This window comes from Stenotrophomonas sp. SORGH_AS_0282 (assembly GCF_030818125.1).
GTDB classification, from domain to species: domain Bacteria; phylum Pseudomonadota; class Gammaproteobacteria; order Xanthomonadales; family Xanthomonadaceae; genus Stenotrophomonas; species Stenotrophomonas rhizophila_A.
In genome coordinates this window covers 3430870-3446848 of the sequence record NZ_JAUTAB010000001.1, presented here as the reverse complement: position 1 = coordinate 3446848, position 15979 = coordinate 3430870, and the positions used below count along the sequence as shown (strand labels likewise).

The window sequence follows — 15979 nt, the reverse complement described above, 5'->3', positions numbered from 1 at the left end:
TTACTCGCTCTTCTGCTTGGCGGCGCGTGCAGCACGCGCACGCGGTCCGTGGAAATATTCCTGGATCCACGGATGCTCCAGTTGTTCGATCTCATGCAACGGTGCGTTGGCGATCACCTTGTGGTCGGCCAGCACCGCCACCCGGTCGCAGATCGCATACAGGGTGTCCAGGTCATGGGTGATCAGCAGCACGGTCAGGCCCAGCGCTTCCTGCAGGGTCTTGATCAGGCGGTCGAAGGCGGCCGCGCCGATCGGGTCCAGCCCGGCGGTGGGCTCGTCCAGGAACAGCAGCGGCGGGTCCAGCGCCAGCGCGCGGGCCAGGCCGGCGCGCTTGCGCATGCCGCCGGAGAGCTGCGAGGGCAGCTTGTTGATCGCGTCAGCGGGCAGGCCGGCCAGCTTCACCTTCAGCAGCGCCAGTTCGTAGTGCCAGCGCTCGGGCAGTTCGCCGTGGTGTTCCTTCAGCGGCACCTGCACGTTCTCGCCCACGGTCATGGACGAGAACAGTGCGCCATCCTGGAACAGCACGCCGGTGTTGCGTTCGATGTGCAGGCGGTCGGCGCGGTTGTCCGAGCGCGCATCCACGCCCAGCACCTCGATCTCGCCGGCATCGGGATGGCGCAGGCCCAGGATGCTGCGCATCAGCACCGACTTGCCGGTACCCGAACCGCCCACCACGCCGAGGATCTCGCCGCGGCGCACGTCCAGGTCCAGCCCGTCATGCACGGTCTGGCTGCCGAAGCGGTTGGTCAGCCCACGCACGCGGATCGCCAGGCCGTCTTCATCGGCCAGGTCCACGCGGGTGTCTTCATCAGGGGCGGCTGTGGTCGTCATCACCAATCCATGTGCATGAACCACAACGCGGCGAACGCGTCGATGATGATCACCAGCGAGATGGTCTGCACCACGCTGGAGGTGGTGCGCTCACCCACCGACTGCGCGGTGCCTTCCACCTTCAGCCCTTCCAGGCAGCCGATCAGGCCGATCACGGCGGCGAACACCGGCGCTTTGGACAGGCCCACCAGCATGTGCCGCACTTCAATGGTGTCGTGCAGGCGCGCCAGGTACATCTGCGGCGGAATATCCAGGTCGAACGCGCCCACGGTGACGCCACCGGCCAGGCCGGCGATCATCGCCACGAAGGTCAGCAGCGGCAGGGTGATCAGCAGCGCGATCAGGCGCGGCAGCACCAGCAGGTCGACCGGGTCCAGGCCCAGGGTCTGGATGGCGTCGATTTCCTCGCGCGCCTTCATCGAGCCGATCTGCGCGGTGAACGCGCTGGCGGTGCGGCCGGCCAGCACGATCGCGGTAAGCAGCACCGCGAATTCGCGCAGGAAGGCGATGCTGACCAGCTCCACCACGTAGATCTCGGCGCCGAAGTCGCGCAGGATGGTCGAGCCCAGGAACGCGATCACCGCACCCACCAGGTAGGACAGCAGCGCCACCAGCGGCACCGCATCCAGCCCCACCTGCTCCATGTGGTGCACGGTGGCGGTCAGTCGGAAACGGCGCGGCTCGCGCAGCAGGCGGCCGCCCTTGACCAGGTTCTCGCCCAGGAAGCTGGCCAGCGCCACGATGTTGTGGCCGGTGGCATGCACGCTGCGGCCCAGCCGCTCCAGCGCGGCCAGCACGCCGAAGTCGCGCTTGGCCTTGGGGCGGTCGTCGGCCACTTCTTCGATGGTGCACACCAGCGCGCGGTGGTCCTCGCGGAAGGTCAGTGCATCCTCGGCCAGGTCGGCACGATGGGCCACGCGCAGTACCTGCAGCACGCCAGCCGAATCCAGCTGGGTGATGCCGCTGGCATCGATGCCGGTGACCTTTTCCGGTGCCGCGCGCAGCACTTCGGCCGCGTCCAGCGCGGTGCGCAAGGTCCACTGCCCGGACAACCGGATGAGACCGGGGTCCTGTGGATCCTGTTCAAGTTTGGGGGTCTGGTCTGGCGTCATGGGGCGTCCTCCACGCAGCATAACCTTTCTGCGTGGATGCCAAGTGTGTGCGCGCCCCGACATCGGGTAATACTACGCCGCATGTCTGCCGACGCACCCGCCATTGCCACCCCTCCGGCCACCTACGCACAGCGGGTGGCCTTCGTATCCGAGATCGCCGGACGGCTGCACAGCTACGGCACCACCGCCCAGCGGCTGGAGGCGGCGGTGGTTGCGCTGTCGCAGCGGCTGGACCTGGACTGCGAGCCGTGGTCGAACCCGACCGGGCTGATCCTGAGCTTCAGCGACCCGACCAAGGCCATCGGTTCATCGGACATCACGCGCGTGATCCGGCTGGCACCGGGCGAAAACGACCTGCACAAGCTCAGCATCGCCGACCAGATCACCGAAGCGGTCGCCAACGGCACCATGAGCATCGCCCAGGGCCATACCGCACTGCGGCAGCTGGACAAGGACCCGGGCCGGCGCGGCAAGATCCGCATGATCCTGTCCTACAGCCTGGGCGCGGCCGGCGTGGCGGGGTTGTGGAAACTGCCGTGGCTGGATATCGCCACCGCCGGGGTGATCGGGTTGCTGATCGGGCTGATGACGCTGGTCACCGACCGCCGCCCGGCCAGCCGCGAAGCCAGCGAGGCATTGGCGGCACTGCTGGCCGGTACGGTGGCGGCGCTGGTGGCCTCGTTCGTGGGCGCGCTCAACCTCAATACCGTCATCATCGCCTCGCTGGTGGTGATGCTGCCCGGCATGTCGCTCACCAACGCGGTCAACGAACTGGCCAGCCAGCACTGGGTATCGGGCACCGCGCGGTTTGCCGGCGCCATCACCACCATCCTCAAGCTCACCGTCGGCGCGGTGATCGCGGTGACGCTGTCGGGCATCATCGGGCTGGACCCGGTGGTGCGCGCATCGCGCCCGCAGGCCGACTGGGTGGAATGGAGCGCGCTGCTGATCGCGGCGTTCGCGTTCGCGATGCTGTTCAAGGCCCACCGCCGCGATTACCCGTGGGTGATCGCGGCCTCGGTGGCCGGCTATGCGATCTCCAAGTTTGCCGGCCAGGCGTGGGGCCTGCCGGCCGGCATCTTCATGTCGGCGATGGTGATGACCGCCGCAGGCAACCTGTTCGGCCGCCTGGTGCAGCGACCGGGCGCAATCATCCGCCTGCCCGGCATCATCATGCTGGTGCCCGGCAGCACCAGCCTGCGCGGCGTGCTCACGTTGGTGCAGCAGCAGGACATGAGTGCCGGCCAGACCGTACTGATGACCGTGCTCAACGTGGTAATGGCACTCGTGGCGGGATTATTGTTCGGCAACCTGCTGGTGCCGGCGCGAAAGAATCTGTGAGTTTCTGAGAGTTTCCGAGAGTCGTAGTGACACGCCATGCGTGTCAACGCCATTACCCTGCGCACATAGCCCAAAAAAAAACGCCAGCCATCCCGGCCGGCGTTTCAATGCGCGCGCCATCGGCGCATCGCTTACTTCTTGATCAGGAAATCTTCCAGCTTCTTGCCCTTGGTGGTGTGCGCGGCCAGCCAGCGCGGCTGCTTGCCGCGTCCGGTCCAGGTTTCCTTCGGGTTGGCCGGGTTACGGTACTTCGGGGCAACCTTGCCCAGCTTGCGCACGGCCTTGGCCGGTGCTGCGCCTGCGGCCTTGCTGGCGCGGCCGCGGGTGGGAGCGGCAACGCCCGCCACTTCTTCCAGGGTGTATCCGTTTGCCTTGGCCAACTTGGTCAGCTGTGCGCGGACCTTGGTGATGGCCGGGCGCTTGGCGACGATCGTCTGCTGCTTCTTGGCGTTCTTGATCAGGGCGCCCAGCTCTTTGGCGGACAAACCACTCAGGTCAATACTCATCAACTGCTCCGGAATCTAAAAATAGAAGGACGGGGTTGAGCCAGTCCTTGGCGCGGCAACAGCATACATTCTCATTTCTAAGATGCACAGCGCGCAGAAATAATCAATGGAAACGGGACAATAAAATGCCGGGATATCCCACCCGGCACTGTCATCACTTCGTCAGCTTGGCCATCAGCGCGTCGCGGTCCAGGCTCTCCGCTTCGCTGGCACTGCGCGCGCGGTACTCGAACGTACCGGCGGCCAGGCCGCGTTCGGACACCACCACCCGGTGCGGCACGCCGATCAGTTCCATGTCGGCGAACATCGACCCCGGGCGCAGCCCGCGGTCGTCCAGTGCGGCATCCAGGCCGGCGGCCTGCAGCTCGGCCAGCAGTTCGGCAGCGGCACTGGCCACGGCGTCGTCCTGCTTGGGGTTGATCACGCACACCACCACCTGCCACGGCGCCATCGCGTCGGGCCAGATAATGCCGGCATCGTCATGGTTCTGTTCGATCGCCGCGGCAACGATGCGCGAGATGCCGATGCCGTAACAGCCCATCGCCATCACCGCGGCCTTGCCGTTTTCGTCCAGCACGGTGGCATTCAACGCCTGCGCATACTGGCGGCCCAGCTGGAACACGTGGCCCACTTCGATGCCGCGCGCCACGCGCAGTTCGCCACCATCGGCGGCACGGTCGCCTTCCTTCGCATTGCGGATGTCGGCCACTTCCGGCTCGGGCAGGTCACGGCCCCAGTTGACGCCGGCAATATGGAAACCGGCTTCGTTGGCGCCGATGACGAAGTCGGCCATCGCAGCAACGTCGCGATCGGCCACGATGCGGATCGGCTTGGCCGGGTTGAGGGGGCCCAGGAAGCCCGGTTCGCTGCCGAGGTGCGTGGCGATTTCCGCCTCACCGGCCATGCGGTAGCCCTGCAGGCCCTGGACCTTGCCCAGCTTGATTTCGTTGACGTCGTGGTCGCCGCGCACCAGCGCCAGCACGAAGCCGGCTTCGGTCATGATCGCGATCGATTTGACGGTACGCTCCAGGCCCAGGCCGAGCAGGGCGGCGACCGCCTCGCAGGTTTTCTGGGTGGGGGTGTCGACCTTGCGCAGCGCTTCGCTGGCGGCCGGGCGCGGGCCCGGGGCAGCGGCGACGGCGGCTTCCATGTTGGCCGCGTAATCGGAGCCGGTGGAGAACACCAGCGCGTCTTCGCCGGAATCAGCGATGACGTGGAATTCCTGCGAGGCGTCGCCGCCGATCGCGCCGGAGTCGGCCTGCACCATGCGGAAGTCCAGGCCCAGGCGGGTGAACACGCGGGCGTACGCCGCCTTCATGTTCTCGTACTCGCGTACCAGGCAGGCGTCGTCCAGGTGGAAGGAATAGGCATCCTTCATCAGGAACTCGCGCGCGCGCATCACGCCAAAGCGCGGGCGGATCTCGTCGCGGAACTTGGTCTGGATCTGGAAGAAATTCACCGGCAGCTGCTTGTAGCTGTTCAGCTCCTGGCGCGCGAAATCGGCGGCGGCCTCTTCAGCGGTGGGGCTGTAGCAGAACACCTGCTCCTTGCGGTCCTTGATCTTGAGCAGCTGCGGGCCGAACTTTTCCCAGCGCCCGGTGGCCTCCCACAGGTCCTTGGGCTGGATCGTCGGCACCTGGAATTCAATGGCGCCGGCACGCTCCATTTCCTCGCGCACGATGCGCTCGACCTTGCGCAGCACGCGCAGGCCCAGCGGCGACCAGATATACAGCCCCGAGGCGAGCTTGCGGATCATGCCCGCGCGCAGCATCAGCCGGTGGCTGGTCAGCTCGGCGTCGCCGGGGGTTTCCTTGGTGGTGTGCAGGTGGAACTGGGAGAGGCGCATCGTCGGCTTCGCTGAACGGCTGGGAGGCAATATTCTGCCAGCCCGGCCGGCGACGTGCCCAATCCGCCGCAATTCCACCGCCCCCCCTCGGTAGCCCCCGACCGTTGGTCGGGGGGAGACCGGTCAGGCCGCAGGCTTGCAATACGCCTTGATGCCGGCTTCGGCCAAGGTCTTCTGCGCTTCGCGCTGGCCGTCATCCAGCGGGGTATCCGGCTTGCCGTCGCCATTGGTGTCCTGCAGCACCGCGCCCTTGCCGTTGAGCAGGGACAGGTTGGTGCGGGCGGTGGTGCAGTCGGCCGATTCGGCGGCAGCGGGCTCGGCTGCCGCAGTGCGGCCGGCCGGGTCACGGGTCTGGATCTTGCGCTCTTCGGCCTTCTGGCCGGTGGGCGGCTTCTCCGAATACTGGGTCACGCCGTTGGCGTCCTTCCATTTGTAGACGGTTCCGGCGCTGGCCGAAGCGCTGGCAAGCAGCAGCAGGCAGCACACGAGGGGCAGGGCACGCATGGCAACTCCGGGCAGCGGGGGACAGAGGCGCGATTGCAGCATTCCCGCCCCGTGCTGGCAAGCCTCCCCCCAAACCGGGCCGCAGCCACTAAACTGGCGGGCATGGATCAGATGAAACCCCCGCCGCGCTCGCGCAGCATCTATTTGCTGCCCAACCTGTTCACTACCGCCGGCCTGTTCGCCGGGTTCTACGCGATCATCGCGGCGGCCAACGGCGATTTCGTCAATGCCGCCATCGCCGTGTTCGTGGCGGCGGTGATGGACGGCCTGGATGGCCGGGTGGCGCGCCTGACCGGGACCAGCAGCGAGTTCGGCGTGCAGTATGACTCGCTGGCCGACCTGGTCAGCTTCGGCATGGCCCCGGCGCTGGTGATGTACCACTGGTCGCTGTCGTGGCTGAAGTTCGACGATCCCGTCCTCGGCCGGGTCGGCTGGGCGGTGGCGTTCCTGTATGCCGCATGCGCGGCGCTGCGCCTGGCCCGCTTCAATACGCAGGTCAGCGTGGTCGACAAGCGCTGGTTCATCGGCCTGGCCAGCCCGGCCGCGGCGGGGCTGATGATGTCGTTCGTGTGGGCGTTTGCCGATGGCCAGCTGGGCTGGGATGGCAATGAGCTGCGCTACGTGGCGCTGGCCGTGACCCTGGTGGCAGCGCTGCTGATGGTGAGCCGGATCCGTTTCTGGAGCTTCAAGGGCAGCGGCGAGAAAGGCCCGCGTGCCGATCGCGTGCCGTTCCTGGCACTGGCGCTGGTGCCGATCGCCATTGCCATCATGGTCATCGACCTGCCGCGCGTGCTGTTCGCGGTCGGCGTGATCTATGCGCTGTCCGGGCCGGTCAGCTGGCTGTGGCAGCGCACCCGCAAGACGGCCGAGCCCGGCGCGTGAGCAGCCCGGCCGACCCGTCACTGTGGACCCCGGCGCAGCAGTCCTGGCTGCAGGCGATGGGCTACACGGTGTTCGTGGACGGCAATGTTGAACCGGCGCCAGACGCGCAGATCGAACTCGCCGCGGCACCCGCCGCCGACCAGGCACTCCCGCCCGCCCCACGGCGCGACGCACCGTCGCGCATGGAAGACGCACCCCCGCCAGCGCGCGGCAACGCGCCCAGCGACGATGCTCCCGCCCCCCGGCGCCGCACCGCGCCCGCTGCCGAAGCGCCTGCCGCGCCCGTGCGCGCCGGTACCCGCCGTCCCGCCGTCCGTATGCCGCCGCCGCTGCAGATCGCGCTGCTGCGCGCTTCGGGCTGCAACCCCAATGATCCGGACACCCAGGCGCTGATGGCCGGCTGGAACCTGGACGAACTGCGCGGCAATGCCGCCGCCAAGCGCGCGCTGTGGCCGCAGTTGAGGGCACTGCGCAAGCGGGGCCGCGGGTGAGCGCGGTCAGTTCGCCGCGGCCGATGTCGCTGCGCGCGCTGCGCGAAGTCGACCTGGATGCGGTGATGGAAATCGAGCTGCGCGGCTACCCGTTCCCGTGGACACGCGGCATCTTCGTCGATTGCCTGCGCGCCGGTTATCCGGCCTTGGCGCTGGACGACGACGGCGTGCTGGTGGGCTATGGAGTGCTGAGCATCGCTGCCGATGAGGCGCACGTGCTCAATGTCTGCATCGATCCGGCCTGCCAGACCCGTGGCCTGGGCCGGCGGCTGTTCCGCGCGCTGGTGAAGCTGGCGCGCGACCATGGCGCGCACCGGGTGTTCCTGGAAGTGCGCCCGTCCAACACTCCGGCGGTGGCGCTGTACCACAGCGAAGGCTTCAACGAGATCGGCCGGCGCCCACGCTATTACCCGGCCCGTGATGGGCGCGAAGATGCGCTGGTGATGGCGATCGAACTGGTCGACGACGACATCCAGACGATGCCGCCGTTGTAAAGGCAGCCACGCCCTGCGTGGCTGCGATTCCCGGTAGGTGGCGACCGTTGGTCGCCACGCTCCAACCCGTTACAGCTTCGCGCGCTGCGCGACCAGGCCTTCGAGCTGCGCGGTCCAGTCGACCAGGCGCACGCGCTCCTGCTCGATCACCGCCGCCGGCACCTTGTCGGTGAACTTGGACAGCTTCGTGGCGCTCTTTTCCTTCTCCGCCTCCACCCGCGCGATTTCCTTGTCCAACCGGGCGCGCTCGGCGCCCAGGTCGACCAGGCCTTCCAGCGGGACCAGCAGCTTCAGCTCGCCCACGATCGCGGTGGCGGCCGGCGGCGTTTCCGCAACGGCGGCCAGCCATTCGATGCGTTCCAGCTTCAGCAGGAACGACAGCGACGAGGTGAAGCGGGCCACGCGGTTGCGGTCGTCCTCGCTGCCACCCTGCAGCAGCAGGCTCACCTGCTTGGCCGGCGGCACGTTCAGTTCGCTGCGCACGCGGCGGAGCGCGCTGACCATCGACTTCAACCACTCCACGTCGGCCTCGGCACGCGCGTAATCGCCGGCGAACTCCTCCGCGGTGGGATAGGCGCGCAGCGAGATGGTGTCACCGTCCAGACCCAGGCGCGGCGCCACCTGGCGCCACAGCTGTTCGGTCACGAACGGGGTCAACGGGTGCAGCAGGCGCAGCAGCGCTTCCAGCACGTACAGCAGGGTGTGGCGGGTGCTGGCCGCGTCCTCGGCGTTGTCGCCGTTGAGCGCCGGCTTGGTCAGCTCCAGGAACCAGTCGCAGAATTCGTTCCAGGCAAACTCGTACAGCGCCTGCGCCAGCAGGTCGAAGCGGTAGTTGGCGTAATGCGCCTGCGCCTCGGCCGACACCGCCGCGAGGCGCGCCAGGATCCAGCGCTCGGCATCGGTGCGCGGCTGCGGCACGCCGTTGAACTGCGCGCCTTCGGTGTTCATCAGGGTGAAGCGGCTGGCGTTCCACAGCTTGTTGCAGAAGTTCTTGTAGCCCTCGGCGCGGCTCATGTCGAACTTGATGTCGCGGCCGTGGGTGGCCAGCGCGGCGATGGTGAAGCGCAGCGCATCGGCACCGTGGGCGATGATGCCGTCCGGGAAATCCTTGCGGGTCTGCTTCTCGATCTTCGGCGCGTCCTTGGGCTTCATCAGCCCGGTGGTGCGCTTGGCGACCAGGTCGTCGATGGAGATGCCGTCGATGATGTCCAGCGGGTCGAGCACGTTGCCCTTGGACTTGGACATCTTCTGGCCCTGCGCATCGCGGATCAGGCCGGTGATGTAGACGTCCTTGAACGGGATCTTGCCGGTGAAGCTGTCGGTGGCCATGATCATGCGGGCCACCCAGAAGAAGATGATGTCGAACCCGGTGATCAGCACCGACGACGGCAGGTAGCGCTCGAAACCGCGCTCGGCCATCGCCTGTTCGTTCGGCCAGCCCAAGGTGGAGAACGGCCACAGCTGCGAGGAGAACCAGGTTTCCAGCACGTCGCTGTCCTGGGTGAGCACCACATCGGCCCCCAGCCCGGCGCGCGCGCGCGCGTCTGCTTCATCGCGGCCCACGTAGCAGGTGCCGGCCGCGTCGAACCACGCCGGAATGCGGTGGCCCCACCACAGCTGGCGGCTGATGCACCAGTCCTGGATGTTTTCCATCCAGTGGCGGTACGTGTTGATCCAGTTGGCCGGGACGAACTGGATGGACCCGTTTTCGACCAGTTCCAGGCCGCGCTGGGCCAGCGCGTCCATCTTCACGAACCACTGGTCGGTCAGGTAGGGCTCGATCACCTGCTGGGTGCGGTCGCCGCGCGGCACCTGCAGCTTGTGCGCCTTGGTCTCGACCAGGATGCCCTGTTCTTCCAGTTCGGCCAGGATCACCTTGCGCGCTTCGTAGCGGTCCAGCCCGCGGTACTTTTCCGGGGCGTTGTCGTTGATCGCCGCCACCGGGGTGAACAGGTTGATCATCGGCAGGTTGTGGCGCAGGCCGACCTGGTAGTCGTTGAAGTCGTGCGCCGGGGTGACCTTGACCACGCCGGTACCGAACGCGCGGTCGACATAGTCATCGGCGATCACCGGCACGCTGCGCCCGGTCAGCGGCAGGGTGACGCTGCGGCCGATCAGGTGCGCGTAGCGCTCGTCTTCCGGGTGCACCATCACCGCCGTATCGCCCAGCAGGGTTTCCGGGCGGGTGGTGGCGACAACGAGATACGGGCGGGTTTCGCGCAGGGTCTCGTTGCCGTCGGCGTCGCGCTCGACATGCTCGTAGCTGGCGCCGTCTTCCAGCGCGTAGGCGATCGACCACAGGAAGCCGTCTTCCTCCACGCTTTCCACTTCCAGGTCGGAAATGGCGGTCTTCAGCACCGGGTCCCAGTTGACCAGGCGCTGGCCACGGTAGATCAGGCCCTGCTCATGCCAGCGCAGGAACGCCTCGACCACCGCTTCGGACGGCTGCGGGTCCATGGTGAAGGTGCTGCGCGACCAGTCCGCCGAGGTGCCCATGCGGCGCATCTGGCGTTCGATGATGTCGCCCGACTGCGCCTTCCATTCCCATACCTTTTCGATGAACCCGTCGCGGCCCAGCGAATCGCGGCTCTCGCCGTTGCCGGCCAGCGCCAGGTTGCGCGACACCACCATTTCGGTGGCGATGCCGGCGTGGTCGGTACCCACCTGCCACAACGTGTCGTAGCCGCGCATGCGGTGGTAGCGCACCAGCGCATCCATCAGGGTCTGCTGGAAGGCATGGCCCATGTGCAGCGTGCCGGTCACGTTCGGCGGCGGCAGCAGGATGGTGTACGGCTCGCCCTTGCCGGACGGCTTGAAGTGCCCGGCCTTCTCCCAGGAGTCGTACAGCTCCGTTTCGAAGGTCTTGGGGTCGTAGCTGGAGGCAAGTTGGGTCATGCGGGGGCAACCAGGAGGCAATCGGTAAAGGATCAGGGCACCGGCGGCACCGATCAAGGGTGCCGGGCCGGGCTTACATGTCGTACTTGTTCAGGTCGAAATCCAGCGCCTTATACTGGCGCCAGCGCTCGCGCAGCGGCTCGCGGGCTTCGGGGTCGGCCGGCACCACTTCCAGCACCCGGTCGCAGGCGCCCAGGTAGGGGTCGTCGCGCAGGTTGATCACCAGCGGGCGCGAGGCGGCATCGGTACCCGGCGCGGCGATCAGCACCAGCGCTTCTTCCTCGTCCGCGTCTTCGCCGGCGATCTGGTGCGGGATGTAGGCATCGTCATCGAATGACCACAACAGCTCGTCCAGTTCCTCGGCCTGGGCCTGGTCGCGCGCCAGCACCAGGGTGGACAGCCCGGCGTCGTTGGCCTTGCGGGCCAGTTCGCAGACCAGGCGCAGCGGTTCGGTCAGGAACCGCGGCTTGGCGATCAGGTAGAAATCAGCCCGCGACATGGGCGCGGCCGACCTGGTCGAGCAGCCACTGGGTCAGCAGGCCGACCGGGCGGCCGGTGGCCATGCCGCGCTTGCCTTCGTCGCTGGCCACGCCGGCGATGTCCAGGTGCGCCCAGCGCTGGCCTTCGGTGAAGCGCGACAGGAAGCAGCCGGCGGTGATCGCGCCGGCCCAGCGGCCGCCGATGTTGTAGACGTCGGCGAAGCTGGAATCCAGCATCGGCTGGTATTCGTCCCACAGCGGCAGGCGCCAGGCGCGGTCGAACACGTGTTCGCCGGCGGCCAGCAGCTCATTGGCCAGGTCGTCGTGCTTGGTCATCAGGCCGGCGGTCTGGTGGCCCAGGGCGACCAGGCAGGCACCGGTCAGGGTGGCCACGTCGACCAGTGCGGCCGGCTCGAAGCGCTGCGCGTAAGTCAGCGCGTCGCACAGGATCAGGCGGCCTTCGGCGTCGGTGTTGCCCACTTCAATGGTCTTGCCCGACATCGAGGTGATCACGTCGGACGGGCGGTAAGCGTTGCCGTCGATGGCGTTCTCCACCGCCGGGACGACCACCACCAGGTTCAGTGGGAGCTTGGCGGTGACCGCCGCGACGAAGGTGCCGATGACATTGGCGCCACCGCACATGTCGTACTTCATCTCTTCGATGCCGCCCTGGGTCTTCAGGTTCACGCCGCCGGTATCGAAGGTGATGCCCTTGCCGACCAGCACGTACGGCTTGGCGTCGCCGCCGTTGTTCCACTTCAGCACCACCAGGCGCGGGCGGTTGGCCGAGCCACGGGCCACGGCCAGCAGCGAACCCATGCCGAGCGCTTCCATCTGGGTCTCGTCCAGGATCTCCGCTTCGGCACCGGCATGGGCCTGGGCGAAGGCCACCGAGGATTCGGCCAAGTAGGCCGGGGTGCACAGGTTCGGCGGCAGGTTGCCCAGCTCGCGGGCATGCTGCACGCCGGCGGCGATGGCCTGGCCCTGGGTCAGCGCCTGGCTGTCGGTGCCGGCGATGGCCAACGTGGCCAGGCCCGGGGCCTCGGCCTTCTTGGTGCCCAGGGTGGCGGTGTACCGATAAGCGGCGTGGTCGGCGCTGATCACGGCCTGGCGGATGTTCCAGGCGGCATCGCGGCCCTTGACCTCGATCTCGGCCAGGGTGAACAGCGCATGGCGGATGACCCCGGTCTTCAGCGCGCGGCTGGCATCGCCCACCGCCTTGAGGTACTGCGGCACGCCGAACTTGGCCGGCTCGCCCAGCCCGACCACCAGCACGCGCGGGGCCTTCACGCCGGGCACGTCATGCAGCAGGGTGGTGGCGCCGGTCTTGCCGCTGACATCGCCGCGGGCGACCAGGGCGGTCAGACGGCCGCCCGACGCGGCGTCCAGGGCCTGTGCCGCCGGGCTCAGGGTCTGGTCGGCATAGGCGCCAACGATGACGCAGTCGACCTCGGCCGAGGCCGGGACAGCGTGGTTCAGGGTGAATTCCAGGGCCATTGATCAGATTCCGTTGGCAAAAACGTACAATCGCGAGCTGTTTACGTCCCGTCAGTAGACTGGGCAGCCACGCGAACGAATCCGAGAGTTTAAACCACCGCCCCATGTCGAAGCTCGATCGCTATCTCCTGCGTGATTTCGTCCAGAGTTTTCTGGCCACCCTGATCGTATTGCTGGTAGTAAGCGTGGGCGGCGTGCTGGTGGACATCCTCGGCAACATCGCCGACGGCCGCCTGCCTGCCCGCCTGCTGTTCTCCCAGCTGGGCCTGCAGTTCATCGTCTACATGCCGCTGATCCTGCCGCTGGCGCTGATGCTGGGCCTGCTGCTGGCCACGGCGCGGCTGTACCGGGATTCGGAAATGGCGGTGCTGACCGCCATTGGCGTGGGCCCCAGGCGGCTGCTGCGGCCGGTGCTGATGCTGGTGCTGCCGGTGGTCGGGCTGATCGCCCTGTGCTCGCTGTGGCTGGGCCCGTGGGCCGACCGGACCAGTGAGCAGATGGTTGAAGACGCCAACAAGAGCCTGGTCATGGCCGGGCTGGAGTCGGGCAAGTTCACCATGCTGTCCAATGGGGGGGTGGTCTACCTGTCCTCGGTCTCGGCCGACGGCAGCGGGCTGGGGCGGATCTTCGTCCAGCGCAGCCGCGGCGACCGTATCGAGGTGATGTCGGCCGCGACCGGCAAGATGTTCTTCGAGGGCGACCGCCAGCGCTACCTGCAGCTCAATGACGGCCACCAGATCGAGGGCCCGGCCAACGGCGCGCTGGATTACCGGCTGATGACCTTCGTCCGCAACGACGTTGCGCTGCCCGATGGCGCCATCACCCGCGACGAAAACGACCCCGAGCTGCTGCCGACCGGCCGGTTGTTCGGCGACCCCCGGCCGGAAGCCCAGGCGCAGCTGCACTCGCGCATCACCCCTCCGCTGATCGCCCTGGCGTTTGCGTTGATGACCCTGCCGCTTGCGCGCAGTTCGCCGCGCCAGCAGCGGTACGGCAGGATGATGTTCGCCTTCCTTGCCTACATGGTCGGCATGAACCTGATGTTCATTGGTACCCGTTGGATCGCGGACGGCAAGGTGCCGGCGACAGTGGGGTTGTGGTGGTTGAGCCTGCCGTTGCTGGCGCTGGCCATCTGGATGTACCTGCGCGACGGCAAGCTCTCGCGCCCGCGGAGGACCGCATGAAGCTCCACCCGATGCGGTTTGATTTCTACCTGGGCCGGGCGGTGTTCGGCACGGTGCTGTTGACCTGGGCCGTGCTGGTCGGCCTGGACGTGGTGATGGCGTTCTCCGGCGAGTTCAAGGACGTGGGCAAGGGCGGCTATACGCTCGGCCATGCGGCGGCCTCGGTGCTGTATACCGTGCCGCGCCGGGCCTACACCTTCTTCCCGACCGCAGCGGTGATCGGTGCGCTGATGGGGCTGGGCCAGATGGCCGCCACGTCCGAGCTCACCGCGCTGCGCGCGCTGGGGCTGTCGCGCAAGCGGCTCAGTGCCTCGGTGGCGATCGCGTTGTCGCTGATGACGGCGGTGATGGTGGTGAACGGCGAGACGCTGGCACCGTGGGCGCAGAACCGTTCCGACAGCATCCGGGCCAGTGCGAAGTCGGGGCAGAACCTGTCTGCGTCGCGGTACGCGGGCATCTGGGTACGTGAAGGCGACACCTTCCTTACCGCAACCAGTGGCGAAGAGCAGCTGCTGCCCGGCGGCGGCACGCGGCTGGTGCTCAGCGACGTGCGCCTTTACCAGATCGCACCGGACGGCAACATTGCGTCGGTGACCCATGCCGGCACGGTCGAGCACACGGCCGACGGCTGGACCTTGAACAAGGTGCGCCGCGATACCTTCGGCGAGCGTTCGGCCACCCGTACCACCGTGGACACCGAAAAGTGGGATTCCAAGCTGGATGCGGGCGCGCTGGCCTCCGGGTTCTCCAAGCCGCGCAACCTGGCCGCGCGCGACCTGCGCACCAGCATCGAGTACCGCAAGCGCAACGGGCTGGACGCGCGCGATTACGAGGACATCTACTGGAGCCGCTGGTTCTACCCGCTCAATGTGCTGGCGCTGTGCCTGGCTGCCGTCCCGTTCGCGTTCGGTTCGCTGCGCAGCGGCGGCATGGGCAAGCGCCTGTTCCTGGGCATCCTGTTCGCGCTGGGCTTCTGGCTGCTGCAGCTGTTCTTCGGGCGCATGGCCGGCGCGCTGAAGTTCGATTACCGCATCGCGTACGCACTGCCGCCGATCGTGATGCTGGTGGTATCGGGCATGTTGTTCCGGCGCAAGTCGGGGTGATGGGGTGACGGGCGGTTTCGGTTGGGTCTGAACGTCGGTGGGGTGGTCGCAACCGGCGTTGGATCGGTGTTGGATGCTTGATCCGCGCTGCGCGCGGTTTCCGGCCAACGCCCGGGGCTACGAATTCATACGGGCCCATTGGGATCGGGATCAATCAACCCTGGGCGCCGGTTGCATTTCGATGGTTCACCATCGGCTCCGGATGCATGGCGCCAATGCAACACGAGCCCCTGCGAACCCCCAACGAACGTTGACCTGCCCGGTAGCGCCGACCGTTGGTCGGCCCAGGCGGTCTGCGCCGCGTTCTTATCGCTTCGGCAATCGCAACAACCGGATGCCGCTTGCCCGGTCGTGCCACGTCAGCCGTTGCCGATCCACCAACGCCCACCACAGCCCAAACCCGGCCAGCAGCACCGACACGGTTCCTACCGCATAACGCACCCACAACTGCCCCAGCGTAGGCGCACCCCCATCGGCCCTCACCACCTGCAACCGCCACGGCCGCATGCCCAACGTCTGCCCGCCGCGCCGCCAGCTGAGCGTGGCGTACAGCCCGGTCACGACCCAGCAACACCCCCACAGCAGCCACTGCAGCGCACTGAACGGCGCGATGTTGTCGCGCGCGGCGTGGCCTGCAGCGTAGCCGGCGGTGAACAGCGCGCCGACCAGCATCCACAGCGCCAGCGCCGGGAAGAAGTCGTACAGCAGCGACAGCAGCCGCCACACCAGCAGCGATGCAGGGCGGGCGGTATCCGTGGCCACAGCGGTAGGTGCGCTCATGCGCCGAGCATACCCGCGCCGGCGTCCGCTGTGG

General features: G+C 67.6%; 14 protein-coding genes and 1 pseudogene. 6 read left to right on the top strand and 9 right to left on the bottom strand.

All coding sequences use genetic code 11. From position 1 onward, the window contains the following. Both QE395_RS15595 and QE395_RS15590 read right to left on the bottom strand, forming a co-directional pair. Complete coding sequence (locus QE395_RS15595) at positions 1 to 831, bottom strand: ABC transporter ATP-binding protein (protein ID WP_093536168.1); 831 nt, start codon at positions 829 to 831, stop codon at positions 1 to 3. After that, on the bottom strand, positions 831 to 1943 hold the full coding sequence (locus QE395_RS15590; RefSeq protein ID WP_068849114.1) for an ABC transporter permease: 1113 nt from the start codon (positions 1941 to 1943) through the stop codon (positions 831 to 833). Before QE395_RS15590 ends, QE395_RS15595 begins: the two co-directional genes overlap by 1 nt. An 81-nt stretch (positions 1944 to 2024) precedes the next feature. Here QE395_RS15590 and QE395_RS15585 point away from each other — a divergent pair, with 81 nt between their 5' ends. Continuing rightward, positions 2025 to 3284: a threonine/serine exporter family protein gene (locus tag QE395_RS15585; protein ID WP_068849116.1), complete on the top strand. Its 1260-nt coding sequence runs from the start codon at positions 2025 to 2027 to the stop codon at positions 3282 to 3284. Between the two features lie 134 nt (positions 3285 to 3418). On the opposite strand, the pseudogene QE395_RS15580 reads toward QE395_RS15585, so the two are convergent. The 3 genes and pseudogenes from QE395_RS15580 to QE395_RS15570 all read right to left on the bottom strand — a co-directional run. After that, positions 3419 to 3790 (bottom strand): annotated as a pseudogene (locus tag QE395_RS15580) (H-NS histone family protein); the annotation flags it as partial. Between the two features lie 154 nt (positions 3791 to 3944). Next, entirely contained in the window at positions 3945 to 5636 is a 1692-nt protein-coding gene (locus QE395_RS15575) for a proline--tRNA ligase (protein ID WP_068849120.1), read from the bottom strand. A gap of 123 nt (positions 5637 to 5759) precedes the next feature. After that, the gene (locus QE395_RS15570) at positions 5760 to 6140 is read right to left on the bottom strand and encodes a DUF4124 domain-containing protein (protein WP_068849122.1); all 381 of its coding nucleotides are present in this window, start codon (positions 6138 to 6140) and stop codon (positions 5760 to 5762) included. Positions 6141 to 6242: 102 nt separating this feature from the next. Here QE395_RS15570 and pssA point away from each other — a divergent pair, with 102 nt between their 5' ends. From pssA to rimI, 3 genes are read left to right on the top strand one after another with little or no spacing between them, the layout of a single operon-like run. Beyond that, positions 6243 to 7022: a CDP-diacylglycerol--serine O-phosphatidyltransferase gene (pssA, locus tag QE395_RS15565; RefSeq protein WP_068849124.1), complete on the top strand. Its 780-nt coding sequence runs from the start codon at positions 6243 to 6245 to the stop codon at positions 7020 to 7022. A 56-nt stretch (positions 7023 to 7078) separates the two neighbouring features. Continuing rightward, entirely contained in the window at positions 7079 to 7513 is a 435-nt protein-coding gene (locus tag QE395_RS15560) for a hypothetical protein (RefSeq protein ID WP_306990542.1), read from the top strand. Beyond that, entirely contained in the window at positions 7510 to 8007 is a 498-nt protein-coding gene (gene rimI / locus QE395_RS15555; RefSeq protein ID WP_095364237.1) for a ribosomal protein S18-alanine N-acetyltransferase, read from the top strand. Before QE395_RS15560 ends, rimI begins: the two co-directional genes overlap by 4 nt. 69 nt (positions 8008 to 8076) lie before the next feature. Here rimI and QE395_RS15550 read toward each other — a convergent pair whose 3' ends face one another. From QE395_RS15550 to QE395_RS15540, 3 genes are all read right to left on the bottom strand, one after another. Continuing rightward, positions 8077 to 10902, bottom strand: coding sequence for a valine--tRNA ligase (locus QE395_RS15550; RefSeq protein ID WP_306989889.1), 2826 nt, complete (start codon positions 10900 to 10902; stop codon positions 8077 to 8079). 73 nt (positions 10903 to 10975) lie between these two features. After that, positions 10976 to 11401, bottom strand: coding sequence for a DNA polymerase III subunit chi (locus QE395_RS15545; RefSeq protein WP_184124672.1), 426 nt, complete (start codon positions 11399 to 11401; stop codon positions 10976 to 10978). Then, positions 11388 to 12878: a leucyl aminopeptidase gene (locus QE395_RS15540; protein WP_306989888.1), complete on the bottom strand. Its 1491-nt coding sequence runs from the start codon at positions 12876 to 12878 to the stop codon at positions 11388 to 11390. The genes QE395_RS15545 and QE395_RS15540 overlap by 14 nt, the downstream gene beginning before the upstream one ends. A gap of 104 nt (positions 12879 to 12982) precedes the next feature. Here QE395_RS15540 and lptF point away from each other — a divergent pair, with 104 nt between their 5' ends. Continuing rightward, positions 12983 to 14062: an LPS export ABC transporter permease LptF gene (gene lptF / locus QE395_RS15535; protein ID WP_068849134.1), complete on the top strand. Its 1080-nt coding sequence runs from the start codon at positions 12983 to 12985 to the stop codon at positions 14060 to 14062. Beyond that, on the top strand, positions 14059 to 15165 hold the full coding sequence (gene lptG / locus QE395_RS15530; RefSeq protein ID WP_306989887.1) for an LPS export ABC transporter permease LptG: 1107 nt from the start codon (positions 14059 to 14061) through the stop codon (positions 15163 to 15165). Before lptF ends, lptG begins: the two co-directional genes overlap by 4 nt. A gap of 306 nt (positions 15166 to 15471) precedes the next feature. Here lptG and QE395_RS15525 read toward each other — a convergent pair whose 3' ends face one another. Further along, the gene (locus tag QE395_RS15525; protein ID WP_306989886.1) at positions 15472 to 15945 is read right to left on the bottom strand and encodes an RDD family protein; all 474 of its coding nucleotides are present in this window, start codon (positions 15943 to 15945) and stop codon (positions 15472 to 15474) included. Between the last annotated feature and the right edge of the window lie 34 nt (positions 15946 to 15979).

Excerpts from the sequence above, each read along its gene's own strand:
- QE395_RS15595 (WP_093536168.1), bottom strand. The coding sequence starts at position 831 with ATGACGACCACAGCCGCCCCTGATGAAGACACCCGCGTGGACCTGGCC.
- QE395_RS15590 (WP_068849114.1), bottom strand. The coding sequence starts at position 1,943 with ATGACGCCAGACCAGACCCCCAAACTTGAACAGGATCCACAGGACCCC.
- QE395_RS15585 (WP_068849116.1), top strand. The coding sequence starts at position 2,025 with ATGTCTGCCGACGCACCCGCCATTGCCACCCCTCCGGCCACCTACGCA.
- QE395_RS15575 (WP_068849120.1), bottom strand. The coding sequence starts at position 5,636 with ATGCGCCTCTCCCAGTTCCACCTGCACACCACCAAGGAAACCCCCGGC.
- QE395_RS15570 (WP_068849122.1), bottom strand. The coding sequence starts at position 6,140 with ATGCGTGCCCTGCCCCTCGTGTGCTGCCTGCTGCTGCTTGCCAGCGCT.
- pssA (WP_068849124.1), top strand. The coding sequence starts at position 6,243 with ATGGATCAGATGAAACCCCCGCCGCGCTCGCGCAGCATCTATTTGCTG.
- QE395_RS15560 (WP_306990542.1), top strand. The coding sequence starts at position 7,079 with ATGGGCTACACGGTGTTCGTGGACGGCAATGTTGAACCGGCGCCAGAC.
- QE395_RS15550 (WP_306989889.1), bottom strand. The coding sequence starts at position 10,902 with ATGACCCAACTTGCCTCCAGCTACGACCCCAAGACCTTCGAAACGGAG.
- QE395_RS15545 (WP_184124672.1), bottom strand. The coding sequence starts at position 11,401 with ATGTCGCGGGCTGATTTCTACCTGATCGCCAAGCCGCGGTTCCTGACC.
- QE395_RS15540 (WP_306989888.1), bottom strand. The coding sequence starts at position 12,878 with ATGGCCCTGGAATTCACCCTGAACCACGCTGTCCCGGCCTCGGCCGAG.
- lptF (WP_068849134.1), top strand. The coding sequence starts at position 12,983 with ATGTCGAAGCTCGATCGCTATCTCCTGCGTGATTTCGTCCAGAGTTTT.
- lptG (WP_306989887.1), top strand. The coding sequence starts at position 14,059 with ATGAAGCTCCACCCGATGCGGTTTGATTTCTACCTGGGCCGGGCGGTG.
- QE395_RS15525 (WP_306989886.1), bottom strand. The coding sequence starts at position 15,945 with ATGAGCGCACCTACCGCTGTGGCCACGGATACCGCCCGCCCTGCATCG.